12 protein-coding genes are annotated in these 13470 nt (G+C 59.6%); 3 read left to right on the top strand and 9 right to left on the bottom strand.

Translation table 11 applies throughout. The annotated features are described in order from the left end of the window. Positions 1-198 precede the first annotated feature (198 nt). Positions 199-759 carry a gamma carbonic anhydrase family protein gene (locus ACW4QM_RS09830; RefSeq protein ID WP_161127858.1) on the top strand — a complete coding sequence of 187 codons (561 nt, stop codon included), beginning with the start codon at positions 199-201 and terminating at the stop codon, positions 757-759. Between the two features lie 166 nt (positions 760-925). Here ACW4QM_RS09830 and ACW4QM_RS09825 read toward each other — a convergent pair whose 3' ends face one another. The 8 genes from ACW4QM_RS09825 to ACW4QM_RS09790 form a co-directional block, all read right to left on the bottom strand. Then, positions 926-1756, bottom strand: coding sequence for a purine-nucleoside phosphorylase (locus tag ACW4QM_RS09825; protein ID WP_161127857.1), 831 nt, complete (start codon positions 1754-1756; stop codon positions 926-928). A gap of 14 nt (positions 1757-1770) precedes the next feature. Beyond that, on the bottom strand, positions 1771-2880 hold the full coding sequence (locus ACW4QM_RS09820) for a N5-glutamine methyltransferase family protein (protein ID WP_161127856.1): 1110 nt from the start codon (positions 2878-2880) through the stop codon (positions 1771-1773). 171 nt (positions 2881-3051) lie between these two features. Further along, complete coding sequence (prfA, locus tag ACW4QM_RS09815) at positions 3052-4125, bottom strand: peptide chain release factor 1 (protein WP_237418862.1); 1074 nt, start codon at positions 4123-4125, stop codon at positions 3052-3054. Between the two features lie 162 nt (positions 4126-4287). Further along, positions 4288-4683, bottom strand: a complete 396-nt coding sequence (locus ACW4QM_RS09810; protein WP_114540273.1) for a HepT-like ribonuclease domain-containing protein — start codon at positions 4681-4683, stop codon at positions 4288-4290. After that, a complete protein-coding gene (locus ACW4QM_RS09805) occupies positions 4680-4976 on the bottom strand; it encodes a nucleotidyltransferase family protein (protein WP_114540272.1) in 297 nt (98 codons plus the stop codon). The genes ACW4QM_RS09810 and ACW4QM_RS09805 overlap by 4 nt, the downstream gene beginning before the upstream one ends. A gap of 127 nt (positions 4977-5103) precedes the next feature. Continuing rightward, positions 5104-5955, bottom strand: a complete 852-nt coding sequence (locus ACW4QM_RS09800) for a TorD/DmsD family molecular chaperone (protein WP_161127855.1) — start codon at positions 5953-5955, stop codon at positions 5104-5106. Positions 5956-6045: 90 nt separating this feature from the next. Next, positions 6046-6624 carry a 4Fe-4S dicluster domain-containing protein gene (locus ACW4QM_RS09795; RefSeq protein WP_114540270.1) on the bottom strand — a complete coding sequence of 193 codons (579 nt, stop codon included), beginning with the start codon at positions 6622-6624 and terminating at the stop codon, positions 6046-6048. A 17-nt stretch (positions 6625-6641) separates the two neighbouring features. Next, entirely contained in the window at positions 6642-9422 is a 2781-nt protein-coding gene (locus ACW4QM_RS09790; RefSeq protein WP_161127854.1) for a molybdopterin-containing oxidoreductase family protein, read from the bottom strand. Positions 9423-9833: 411 nt separating this feature from the next. Here ACW4QM_RS09790 and ACW4QM_RS09785 point away from each other — a divergent pair, with 411 nt between their 5' ends. After that, the gene (locus tag ACW4QM_RS09785) at positions 9834-11369 is read left to right on the top strand and encodes a response regulator transcription factor (RefSeq protein WP_114540268.1); all 1536 of its coding nucleotides are present in this window, start codon (positions 9834-9836) and stop codon (positions 11367-11369) included. A gap of 11 nt (positions 11370-11380) precedes the next feature. Here the strand turns inward: ACW4QM_RS09785 and ACW4QM_RS09780 are convergent, their stop codons facing one another. After that, the gene (locus ACW4QM_RS09780) at positions 11381-12769 is read right to left on the bottom strand and encodes a cation:proton antiporter (RefSeq protein WP_161127853.1); all 1389 of its coding nucleotides are present in this window, start codon (positions 12767-12769) and stop codon (positions 11381-11383) included. Between the two features lie 295 nt (positions 12770-13064). Here ACW4QM_RS09780 and trxA point away from each other — a divergent pair, with 295 nt between their 5' ends. Next, entirely contained in the window at positions 13065-13373 is a 309-nt protein-coding gene (gene trxA / locus ACW4QM_RS09775) for a thioredoxin (RefSeq protein ID WP_161127852.1), read from the top strand. The last annotated feature ends 97 nt before the right edge of the window (positions 13374-13470 follow it).

Genomic DNA, 13470 nt, shown 5'->3' with positions numbered 1-13470 from the left:
TCGAATCTAGACAACTCGAATCATACCGAAGGCCGGAGCCGTGTCTTTTGGTATCTAGGCTATGCTGCTGTGAAAGTGCGCAAGAGATTGTACGTTACCGAATCCTCGCAACGGTTCCCGCGGTTTGGGTGTTTTCTTCGTTTCTCAAGAGCGGTAATGTGTGGGGCTAAGCTTTGGAACACGTTGCAAGGAGATCCCATGGATTACCGCCAGGTCACCGTTCATCCCGAATCGCACATCGCCCCCAACGCCACGTTGGTGGGCCATGTGGAAGTGGCCAAAGATGCCACGATCCTGTTCAATGCCACGCTGCGCGGCGACTACGGCAGCCGCATCGTCGTGGGCGAGGGCTCCAACGTGCAGGAGAACAGCTGTCTGCACCTCGATTACAACCAGGACTGCATCGTGGGCCGCGGCGTGACCATCGGGCACGGGGCCGTGGTGCACGGCTGCACGCTCGGCGACAACGTGCTCGTGGGCATGGGAGCCGTCGTCATGAACGGGGCGCACATCGGCGCGAACTCGCTGGTGGCCGCCGGCGCTCTGGTGACCGAAGGCACACAGGTGCCGGAAGGGTCGCTTGTGGTGGGCGTGCCGGCGAAGGTGCGCCGGGCGCTGACCGAGGAGGAAATCGCCGGCAACCGCGAGGCGGCCGAGGGCTACGCCGCCATCGGCCGCGACCTGGCCGAGCAGGGCATCCTCTACTGGGGCGCCAACATCCCCGCCGACGCGCGCACCATCGCTCTCGCCCGGGACTAGCGAGCGCCGCGCTGCCAGTGAGCCCGTAGGGGCTGACCTTGGTCAGCCCTAATGCTCGAAAGCCGTAAAGGCTATCGCATTGGCGCCGATCATCTCGCGACAGAGGGGCGACCGAGGTCGCCCACTACAGAAGGGCTTTCGCACTAGTTTTCACGAGCGAAACGCGCTATATCTTGAGAAGAACCTCCTCAATAAGCCGGCAGAAGTCGGCTTCTCTTGTTTGGGCCACCTCGTGCACCTCCTCGTCGGAGGGGCTCGCGCCCTCAACGCCGCAGGCCATGTTGCTCACGAGCGAGATGCCGAGCACGCGCATCCCCACGTGGCGCGCCGCGATGACCTCTTCGCACACCGACATGGCCACGGTGTCAGCGCCCCAAGAGCGGAACATCTGAATCTCCGCCGGCGTCTCGAAGGAGGGGCCGAGCAGCCCCAGATACACGCCCTCTTGCACGGGAATGGCCAGCGCCTCGGCAGTCTGCCGGGCCAGCTGGCGCAGGACCGGGTCGTAAGCGTCCAACATCGAGAAGAACCGCGGGGCCATGGCGTCGGGTTCGGTACCGGTGATGGGGTTGCGGCCCGTGAAATTCAGCTGGTCGGTCATGATGCAGAAATCGCCGACGCGGTAGCCCTCGTTGATGGCGCCGGCGGCATTGGTAGTGATGAGCATGTCCGCGCCGAGTGCCGCCATCAGCCACACGGGGAAGGCGACCTCTTGGGCGGTATAGCCCTCATAGCCATGGAGCCGCCCCTGCATGGCGAGCACCCGCCTGCCGCCCAGCATGCCGGCCACGAAGCGCCCCACATGCCCGTTGGCCGTGGAGACGCCCATGCCGGGCACCTCGCCGAAGGGAACGAAGACAGGATCGGCGATGCGCTCGGCCAGAGGACCAAGTCCCGAGCCCAAGATGAGGCCCACCTCCGGCCGGAAGGTGCCGAGGCGCTCCTCCATCACCGCCTGGGCCGCATCCAGCGTCCCCCTCAGGTTTTCCAGAGCCATAGAGAATATCCTTCCTAGCGTTTCGCCACCAGTACGCGGGGTCTTCCCGTCAGATCGTCCACGATATGCACGTCGACGAATCCCGCTTGCTCGGCCACGGCACGGGCGGCATCCATGTGTCCCTCATACAGCTCGCAGGCGAGCACGCCGCCAGGCTTCAGGGCCCGAGCGGCCCACTGGGCGAGCGGCCGGAACAGATCGAGCCCGTCGGCGCCCCCGTCCAGGGCGAGCGTCGGCTCGAAATCGGCCACCTCGCGCGGAATGCCAGCCATAACGGCGGTGGGCACGTAGGGCGGGTTGGAGACCACGGCGTCGAAGGTGCCCATGCGCTTCTCGCCGATGCCGGAGCCCAGCGAGCACTGCAGCACGGCCACGCGGTCGGCAAGCCCCAAGGCCTCGGTGTTTTCTTTGGCGAGCGCCACCGCCTCCGGCGCGACATCCGTGGCGATGACCCGCACATCCGGGTGCTCGTAGGCCAGCGAGCAGGCGATGCAACCGGATCCCGTGCACAGGTCGGCCACGAGAAGGCTTTTGCGAGTCTCATCCATGCCTGCAGACGAGGGGCGACCAAGGTCGCCCCCTACGGAGGAGTCCTCCGCAGCACCACTCGGTTCGGCTGCCGCATCAGCGTCGTCGTCATTCGCAGCCGAGGGGCGACCGAGGTCGCCCCCTACGGAGAGGGAAGCAGATTCCCCCGCCTCCTCCAGGGCCTTCTTCACGGCGGCGACAGCCTCGCGCTCCTGCTCGGCGGCCTCGGGGTTCCACGCCACGTCGCGGGGGCCGGGCGTCGGCAGCGCCGCAAGCACTTCGCTCACAAGCACCTCGGTCTCGGGCCGCGGGATGAGCACGCCGGGGCGCACCTTCACGGTGATGTGCCGAAAGGCCACTTCCCCGGTGATGTACTGCAGGGGCTCACCCGCGCCGCGCCGCCGCACATAGCCGCGCAGCACTCCCCGCTCGTCCTCCGAGAGCGGCCGGTCGAAATTGATGAACAGCTGGGTGCGCGAGAGCCCACAGGCCTCGGAGAGCAGCCACTGCGCCGAGAGCCGGGGATTCTCATCCCCTTTGTCGGCCAGGTACCCTTCAGTCCATTCCAGCGCTTTCTTTATCGTCCATTCAGACATCGGGTTAACGGCCTTTCAGTAGTGTAGAAGTCAGGCGCGGACAGGAGGCGATGGTGCCGCGCGCAGTTCATTCAATGGCATCCGTGAAAGCCGCAACCCTTTGCAAGCCCTGCCATTGAATGCTGTTTGAGCACGGTGCCGTCGCCTCCTGGCCGCGCCGTCAGGTTGAGGCTAAACAGCAGCTTCCAGCTTTTGCGCGCGGTCGGCCGCCTGCAGAGCCGTGATCACATCCCCCAGGTTGTCGCCCAGAAGCACCCCGTTGTAGGTGGAGTTGAAGCCGATGCGGTGGTCGGTCACGCGGTCCTGCGGGCCGTTGTAAGTGCGGATCTTCTCGGAGCGGTCGCCGGAGCCGATCTGGGCCAGGCGCTCGGCGCCCTCGGCTGCCTGCTGCTCGGCGAGCATCTTCTCGTAGAGGCGGGCGCGCAGCACGGCCATGGCCGCGATCTTGTTCTGCAGCTGCGACTTTTGGTCCTGGGACTGCACCACGAGACCCGTGGGCAGGTGCGTGATGCGCACGGCGGAGTCGGTCGTGTTCACGCACTGGCCACCCGGGCCGCCAGCGCGGTACACGTCGATGCGCAGGTCGCCCTCGTTGATCTCCACTTCCACCTCGTCGGCCTCCGGCAGCACGGCCACGGTGGCCGTGGAGGTGTGGATGCGCCCCTGGGACTCGGTCTTGGGCACGCGCTGGACGCGGTGCACGCCGGACTCGAACTTCATGACCGAGTACACATGATCGCCCTTCACCTTGAACTGGATCTCCTTGAAGCCGCCGGCCTCCGACGGCGAGGCGTCCATGGTCTCGGTCTTCCAGCCCTGGGCCGCGGCGAAGCGCTCGTACATCTTGTAGAGGTCGCCGGCAAAAATGGCGGCCTCGTCGCCGCCGGCCGCCGCGCGGATCTCCACGATGATGTCCTTCTCGTCGGCCGGGTCGGCCGGGATGAGCATGAACTTGATGTCCTCCTCCAGCTGGGGCAGCTTGGCCTCGATGGAGGCGATCTCCTCCTGGGCGAACTCCTTCATGTCGGCGTCGGAGAGCATCTCCTTAGCCGCCTCCAAGTCGTCCATGGCGGCGACGTACTCGGCCGCCTTCTTGGCGAGCGGACCTTGGGAGGCGTATTCCTTGGCGAGCCGGTTGTACTCCTTCTGATCGGCGAGCACTGCCGGATCGCCCATCTTGGCCTGCAGCTCGTCATAAGCCTCGATGATCTTCTGGAGCTTCTCTTTCATATCAGTTTCCTGCATGGGTGCTTCCTTTGCGTGAAACGGTGTGGGTTAGAAAACGCCTTAAAGGCGCAACTTCGCATTGTAGCAGAAGGGACCGAAAGGGCCAGCCCTTCCCGTTCCAGCGTAACGCCCCGACAGCTCTTCGGCAGTCAAATTGCAACCAGCAGCCAATGTCGCGATTTAGCTGGTAACGTCTTCGTCGAAATCAGCTTCCTGGGGACCACTCTCCCCCTCGTCCAGCTCGGCAATAAGATCTCGCGCTTGAGCCACAAACGTCTCCAGCTCATCGAACAAAACAGAGGAGATGATCGACCAGTTGATTCCTTCATAATCATGAACAAGCCGATGACGCAATCCGGCAATTTGCGCGAACGGAACCTCTGGATGGGCATCGGCAAACTCGCGAGAGATGCAATTAGCCTGTTCACCGATGTTGTAGAGAGGCGTTGTCACCATCCATTGCATTTGGATGTCCGAGAGCAGCGTTTCAGGAGTTAGATCGCGTAGGGAGATCACGTTGAGAAGCTGATCCCCGACGGCTACGATGCGTTTCAGACGATAGCGGTCGGTTTTCATAAGAGCACCGCATCCCTCAGAACAGCGTCGCGGAAAGGGCCGGCATCGAGTTCAGAGAGCTCGAACACATCGACTTTTTTGCCCGAAAGCCGATGAAGATCCTCTGCCACGCCAAACACATTGAGGGGCCTGAAACCCGGGTTCCCTACGAGCAAGATGTCGATGTCGGAGGACGCATCTGCTTCATCGCGAGCATAGGACCCGAACAGGCTTGCCGAGCACATATCGTACTTCTCAAGCAAGGGTATGACCCACGAGCGAATTTGATCTGTTGTGAGCAAACCCGTTTCCATCGAAACATCCTCCTTTCGCTTGAGCCCCATTTTAGCAGATAAGAATACTTGGGACGTAACATCTCCGAACCAAAGAGAGGGACGGAGGCCATTCCGTCCCTCTCTTTAAGATGATGCTTGCAGCTATTTATGCGGTGGTTGGCACAAGCTCGTTGTCCTCCAGATGCGGCAAGCGCAAAGACTCCAAGCGATCCAATGCCCCTGTCCCATCTTCATGGGATGAGACCGCTGCGTTGCCATCCGTGCCACCCAAGGGCGCATCTCTATCCGTCGGAGCCACTTCCTCGGCAAGCCAGAGCGCGATGTTGTTCAAGCACTGACGGTCCGTCGAAACAAATGCCTCAGTAGTCTTGATCAGCTGCGGGTAAAGGCAAGGATCGCTCATTTTACGCACTTCTGCCGCAAATGAGGGGATCCATGCAAGCAGATGATCGTCGGCGAACTTCGCTTGCGCCTGCAGAAGCGTCACGAGCTCGCGCCAATCTCGCTTATCGAATGCCTCCATGGCATCTCGGGCAAGACACGACATGAAGGCCATTTCTAGCGCAATATGGTCATCCGGCGTTCGCGGATAGCGCGCAGGAAGAACATTGAACCGACGGTAAAAGTCCCGAACGGCTAATGTCACTTCCGAAAGCAGGGAATGATCGCCAGAGCGATAGAAAGACTCAGACGGAACCACAAGCGCCTTCGGAAACCCGTAGAAGATTGCGACGTACTCGTCACCGCATAGCCCGAGAAAGCGTTGCCGCCTCTCATCATCTGCCAGCTCGCGACACAGTCTCTCAAGAAAGCCCTGGCATTTTTCGATCGTCTCGTCCTCTTGGGCGTAAATGCACAAGGCCTCCGAAGTATCAGAGCCGCCAAGCGCTTCCATCAACTCTTCAGTCGGCTCACCACCGTAAAGCTTGTGGAACAGCAGATAGAGATACGCCCTTGCAGATAGTATCTTTTCGCAAGAGTCCATTTCTTCCGTCATGGCACCTCCTGCCTCACTCATACCGAACATCAAATAACTCGCTCTCGACAGAGAGACGCGGGGCATAAAGACGCCCCGCGTCCGCGACTATTAGTAGGTCACCTCGCGATAACCGCTCTCGAGGGCAGCTTCACGCGACTTAATCAGCAGATTGGGTCCCGTCACGTCAGCGCTGGGAAGCACCGACACCTCCTGAACCAAATCGTCGCCATGGGCTAAACGCAGTTCATTCAAGTCACCGAACTCTAATGCGCGATAGGGACATGCGTCCACGCACACCGGCAAGTATCCGCCTTCCCGCAGAGCGTTGCAGGTATCGCACTTCACAACGAGGTTTTCTGCCTCGATGTACTGAGGTGCGCCATAGGGGCATACGTTCAGGCACGTTTGACAGCTGATGCACACATCATCGTCATGCAGCACAAGGCCGTCCTTGTTCTTGAACATAGCTCCCGTCGGACAATTTTCGACACATGCCGGTTTCTCGCAATGGTTGCAAGAAACGCTTGTGACGTACCCGGCCACCGAAGGAAAAGTGCCCGTTTGATAGCGATGCACCCTGCGAGGAGCGAACCCGACCTCGAAGAGGTCGAAACGATCTTGACACGCCGTGCGGCACGCGGCGCATCCGGAGCAACGCGTCATATCAAAGTAGAATCCCAGACTCATTTCCAGCCCTCCTTTCCTTACTGTTCCTCAATCTGGAAGATATCGCGCTCGCAATCGGGCGGCACGGGCTCTCCCTCGTACTTCTCAATATTGACGATACCGTTGTTGTAGCCGGACAATCCGGGCATGTAATTGCTACGAACTGCAGGGGTAAGGACATTGGCAGAACCGCCGCGGTCGATCCAATGCTCCGGATCCGACTCGTCGAGATCGAGGTTGCCAGCGCTCTCCGCCAGGCCCAGGCAACCGGGCATGACCCCCTCCATCAACGTGACGCGTCGCAAAATGCATCCGCCATCAGGATTCCAGATACGAGCCGTATCGCCTTCCTCCAACCCCTCCTTCTGAGCATCGACTGGATTGATGTAAAGGCTGTGGGGATACAGCTCCTTGCCGACAAGGCTCCAGTTGTCGGAGTGGCTGCCACGGGCCGGATGGAAAGTGAAGAACTGATAGGGATAATCGCCCTTGATCTGCTTGTCCCAATCGCTGAACGTCTTTTCGTACCCTATCGTAGGCTCGTAGTAGTTGGGGTAGGGCTTCATCGGTGTTTCAGGATCGACGAAGTCGGGCGTATTGAAATTGTCCGCTTTCAGCTGACTATAAATCTCCCACAGGCCACTTGCCGAAGGAAGAGGATTCGCGGCGGGGTCATCGATAAAGTCCTGATAGCAATAGCGCTTCGCGTAGGCATCGTCCTTCGAGCGAGGATATTGGTAACCGCCGTGCTCGACGAATTCCTCGAAATCGACCTCACCCTCTTGGGGCTCTAGTTCGACGCCGTGACGATCGATGGTGTCTTGAGTAATCGTCAGCAGCGTGTGCTCGGTCCCATCCTCATCTGTCGCGACACCACCGGCCATGCAATTGAAATAGCTCTGGATGGCATCCGTTGCAACAATCTCGTCGGGATCGAAACCCAGGCGCGCACCTATCTCCCTGGATATCCAATCGTCCGAGTGGCACTCCCACATGGGCTCGCACACGGGATAGTTGGCAGATACGAAGTCGACGCCATAGTAACGATTGACGGTGCCGCTCGGCCACGCATACTCCGCATGGTCGAAGCTGCCCTCCCATTTGGAAGGAACCGGCAGCACGATATCGCTGAATCGCGCGACCGTGGACGCATAAATGGCGTTGGTGAGAACGAACTCACAGTTCCTGTACACTTTCACCGCGTTGAACAAATCGATGCTCATCGAGAGGAAGTTGCGGCATCCGTTCCAGATGAATTTGACGTTGATGTCGTGCTCAACGCCACTGTTATAGGGATTCGGCGATTCCTGCTGGGAATGGGCACCGTAAGAGGTGTACTTCCCCTCAAGCATGTTGCGCCAATGCAGCGGCGCAGCGATCAAGTTGCGCCCAACCGAGGGGATGCCCGCGAGATTGACTCCTGGCTCGGCCTCGAACTTCAGGGGGTTCTGAATCGAAGACGCCGCGCGACCGCGTGCCCCAGTGTAGGCTTTAGTGACGTAGTTCATCGCTGTCAGGTTGTAGAACACGGCATTGCCCTGCTTGCCCATATGGCCGCCCATGAGCCCGATGGTATAGATCACCTGGGGATAGTTCTCCACACCGGTGCAACGCGCCGCAGCTGTGCCCGTCGCCAAAATTACGTTGTTCTGCTTGCTCATGATCGCGGCCATGTCCTTGATGTCCTGCTCAGGTGCACCGCAAATGAGGCTGGCCCACGCCGCTGTTTTGGGCGTGTCGTCGTACTCTCCCAACAGATATCCTTGGTAACATTCCTGGAGTTTGGCGTCGTCGGGCATGTTGTCCATCGTGAAGCCCTTGGTGTACTTGGCAAGGAACTCCCAATCGATGACATCGCCCGCGCTCTCGTCCAGCTTCACCATCTCGTAGGCGACACCGTTCCAAAACGCTGTATCAGTTCCGGGACGAACCGGGATCCACCGCGCTTCAAGTTGAGTAGCACCCTGGTTGTAGCAAGGCCCCACATAGACGAATTTCGCTCCCGCTTCTTTCGCAACCGTCAGATAAGCGCCGGAGGCGTTCGCGGTAAACACGGGATCCGAGGACGCGAGAACGAAATAGTCGGCATATACCCAATCCTGGGGGTCGTCGCCCATGTAGTTTCCGTAAAAGGGCAGGCCCCACCAACTCGTATCCGCCTGCCATGTTCCACAGGAAATAGTGTCGTTGATCTCCACGTAACCACCCATGAGGTTCAGAACATTCTGAATCGAGCCGCCCATGCTGATAAAGCTGATGGTGCATGTGGGACCATAGGTTTCATATATACGTTTAATCTCTGAGGCGCAGAGGTCGAGCGCCTCATCCCAACTGATGCGCTCCCATTCGTCTTTGCCACGCATCTGGCCGTTCGAATTCTCTCCGCCGCCAGGCTGCCATCCCTTGCGCTTCATGGGATACTTGATGCGGCTGGGGCTGTATATCCACTCTCGAGCGACCTTGTAAGCGTGGCAGCTCCTCAGCTGGCGGTTGCAGTCATCCTCTTCAAAATAGTCAACGACCTTCCCCCGCACGGGGACGTTGTCGACCACATACTGGCACGGAGAACACGTGAGAGAGCAGCCCTTGGGGCAAGGAGCGCCCTGCCAACGGCCCCGGCCTTCTAGGATCGCCGTATCCGATTCGACGACATGCTCGTTCAAATCGGCGACATCTGCCTTTTCTCCCGTCGCGGATAAGCTTTCTGAACCACTTGGCGCGCAGCCGAAGGCCGCACCTGCCGCGGCCAATGCGGCCGCCGTGGCTCCGCTACGCAAGAAGCTGCGACGGCTGACGCTGGTACTACTTTTTGACGACATTGATCCTCCTCCTATTCGCACATTGACTTTCCCGGCAAAACATCTTCGAGCAAACGATCTCCTCTCTCTTGCGGCCGCCGCATCGTGAATGAGCGCCCGGCCTTGATCAAGGTTCGGAGCCGTCGGCGCACAGCACGCTTCAGGGCAATAAAAGGAGAAGGGAGGGGATTTGAGACTCAAAGCGGTATCTCCCGATGCGCCACTCGAACGATTTGCTCGTATCCGACAGCACCGAACTGGTTGGTCATGCTAAATCGAAACAGGAGGGCAGCCGGCCATGAAATTGGATACCTCGAGGTAAATCGCGTCTCATGAAACATGGGATATTGCCCTTCGTGACGTCTTTCAGACACTTTGCGCAATCTCTTGCTGATCCCTTTCGTGCTAGGATAGCTTCAGAGGAGGATCCCGTTGAAACGCATCAAGTACATCACCGAAGCTTCTTTCAGCTTTGCTCTCATCATTGCTGCCAACTCTATGGCCGAATGGCATCCTTTTGTTCCGAATGCTGAAAGCGGTTTGCCCCATTTGCTCATGGAGCTTATAAGTCCTTTGACCTACTGCTTGACATGGATCCTATGCATGTTCATAGGCTTCTTCGCTCCTGCATCCGCAAAGGGTCCAGTTGCCTTCGGGGCGCTCGGTCTCATATATGCGAACATGGCCATCGTTCTCTTCCGGCAATGCGGATTCGAAATCCCCATTGAGGCAAACGTTGCGGGCACGATAGCGAACAACATTGGCGCGCCCCTGCTCTACCTATTGTGGGAACAATACTTTGCCAGCGAGGACGACGACCAGTGCATCGCCGACATACTGGTCGGTCGCGGACTTCCCGTTCTGCTCTTTGCTTTGCTAGGCCTTATATCGAGCAGCAGCCAAACGATGGGGCTGCGTGCGGTGATATTGCTTGTTGCGGCCGTCGCTTTGACCCGTTGCTACCGTTCGATGGACTGGAGCGCGCCGATGTACGCCGAGCGCCCGCTCGACCATCGGCGCACCTATCTCAATGTCATGGTCTTGTCATGGAAAAGCGCTTTGTGCATCGGCTCACTTGCCTTCCTGTACACGGTTTTAAGATCGGCGTTTACAAGTAGCAATAGCACCTTAAATGGAATATTGACTTATGCGCCACTGCTCGGAATGCTTGCAGCGTCCTTGGCCATCATGGCGCTATGGCAGCGCCGCTCCTTCTCTTTCAATGTCATACAGGTGTTCCGCTCGCTCTTTCCGTTCCTGCTCTGCCTATTTGCCGCCATTCCGCTATTCGCCACAGCGCTCCCTCAGATCACTTACGGCATCGCGTATGGAATCTTTTCTCTTCTGGTATCCATAGGAATGGTGCAGTGTTGCCAAACGTGCAAGAGAGATGGAGTAAGTCCTTTGTTTATGTTTGGATTCTATTTCGGCATTGTCAACGTTATACAGCTTCTCGGTTATGGCTTCAGCTCGATACTGAAGACCTATGCCTTCTTCGGACAATCGCATGGGTTCGTCATCGCTCTATCGGCCATGTTCGTCACGTCACTCGTTTTCTATTTAGTACGGGGCGATCTCGATTCGAAGACGACAGCATTCACGAATGCAGAGTTTATCGCCCTTAGCCATGTCCCCGATTCCGATTCTTGCCTGATCGTTTCAACCAATTCTCGGGACGCCTCCAGCAACCCCTATTGGGACAGGCTTGCGAAACAGTGCGCCAATACAGCAGCTCGTTTTCGTCTCACGGCGCGTGAAGCCGAGGTATTAGAACTGCTCGCCAGAGGGAACACCGTCCCTGCCATCGCCGAAAGTTTAGTCATATCCACCGGCACCGTGCAAACTCATTGCAAGCGGCTCTATGCGAAGATGGGCATTCATAAGAAGCAGGAGTTAATTGACATAGTCCGGTCCTCGACGGACTATGTCAAAGATCGATCGCCACAAAAGCCCCCGAAACCAAGGTAAATCAAAGACGATTAATGGCCGTCGTCCTCGGTGTCGGCTATGGTGCAGACGCCCCCGGGGCAGCGCTCGGTGAGGTCGAAGGTGTCGGCATGGCGCGCACCCGCTGCGGCCAGGCGCGCCTTCAGCTGGCGGTGCAGCTCGCGCTCGCGACGGCGGTGCTCGGCCAGAATATGGGCCACGGCGCGGGGCTGCTCGCGGATCTCATGCAGTGCCTCGCCCAGATCGGCATTAACCGAATGGGCCATGACGGAGGCGAGCAGCGGCATGAGGAACACCGTGACGCCGCCGGCGGCCACGAGCACGGAGGCGGTCTGCTGGCTCATGGCCTCGGCGGAGACGGCCACACTGGTGACGGCCACGATGATGGGAAGCGCCGTCGTGCAGTAGAAGGCGACGGTGAGCCGCTCGCGCACGTCCATGGTGCGCGACTCGCGTCCCGTGGAGAGGCCTACGAAGATGGGCAGCGCGCGCACGAACAGCAGAAGGAGGATGAACAGTCCCAAAAGCTCCGGCTCGGCACCGATAGCCCGCACGTCCACCTTCGCGCCGGAGACCACGAAGAACAGCGGCACGAGGAAGCCGTAGGCAATGGCGTTGTGCTTCATCTCCATGGTCTGGTCGCCCTGGGGGATGAGATAGCGCAGGATGAAGCCGGCGGCGAAGGCGCCGAGCACGATATCCAAATCGAAGACCGCGGAGATGGCCGTCAGCCCAATGAGCAGCAGGTTCACCGCGCGGATGACCATCTGGGAGTTGGTGTTGGCATTGGCAACGATGAACCGGTGCACGTAGCCGCCGATGCGCTCGGCGATCTTCGGCACGGCGGCGGCCGCCACGGCGATAGCGAGGAACGCGAGGAGGATGACCACAGTCTGCCAGGTGGCCCGGGTCGAGAGCAGAAGCGCCATGGCGATGATGGGAAGCAGCTCACCCCAGGTGCCGTAGGCGATGATCTCGTTCCCCATCCGCGTGCCCAGGATGCCTCGCTCCTGCAGAATGGGCAGAAGCGTGCCCATGGCCGTGGTAGTGAGCGCGATGACCACGGCCAGGCCGTCCAGCTCGAAGGCCGACAGCGTCGGCCAAATGGCCACGACGACGAACGCGATGGCGAAGGTGACCGCCCAGGTGACGGCGCCGCGCTTCCCCTCCGTGCCGGTGAGGCTCTTCGGCGATATCTCGTAGCCGGCGAGAAGGAACAGGAAGGCGAGGCCCAAATCGGACAGCAGGTTGATGGCGTCGGTAGACTGAATGGCACCGAGCCCGTGAGGGCCGAGCAGCGCCCCGGCCAGAAGAAGGAGCACCGTCTCGGGAATCGGCTTGCCCGGAATGAGTCCGGCGATGATGGGGCACGCGACGGACACCAGAGATATGAGGGCCAGCGAGACCAAATCGATCGCCATGACGCTTCCTTTCTCTCCCCTGCGCGAACGCGCGCGGTATTCGAGTCCACTATAGGCATTTTAACGAATGTGAGCGGCATGCAGGGAGCGGCGATGACAGACTGTTGAAGACGTGAGCGATTCAGCCGCAGATTATCTGCCGTCTGTGCCACGGTTTCGTGTCAGCCCCTTGACGCGGCGTCGCGTCGGCAGCGCCTTTGGCTAGAATACCAGGCGGAAGCGGATCCCAGCCGATGCGCGCCAAGGCGAGTTCGGCCCATTCCGCGCTATACGAACATCCATTTAGGAGGATATCATGGCTGAGGTAATCAAAACGGCTGACGAGTTCCAGACGAAGGTGCTCGAGGCGAAGACCCCGGTGCTCGTCGACTTCTTCGCCACCTGGTGCGGCCCGTGCCGTATGGTGGCGCCGGTCATCGACGAGATCGCGACCGAGAAGGCGGGGCAGGTGACCGTCTACAAGGTGGACATCGATCAGAGTCCGGACCTGGCCTTCAAGTACCAGGTCTCCAGCGTGCCGACCCTCATCGTCTTCGAGAACGGCCAGATCAAAAATGAGCGCCTCGGCGCCCAGCCCAAGCAGAACATCCTCGCGATGCTCTAGTTTCAACAGAGGCAATGTTCAGCGGAAACACGGGGTGCCTTGACCGAGCGAGTTCCGCAGATGGCATCGAAGGCGCAAAGCTGCAGAGTACGCAAGA

The organism is Adlercreutzia sp. CNCM I-6207 (assembly GCF_977072305.1).
The sequence above is the reverse complement of the archived record's forward strand: the minus strand, read 5'-3'. Positions and strand labels throughout refer to the sequence as shown.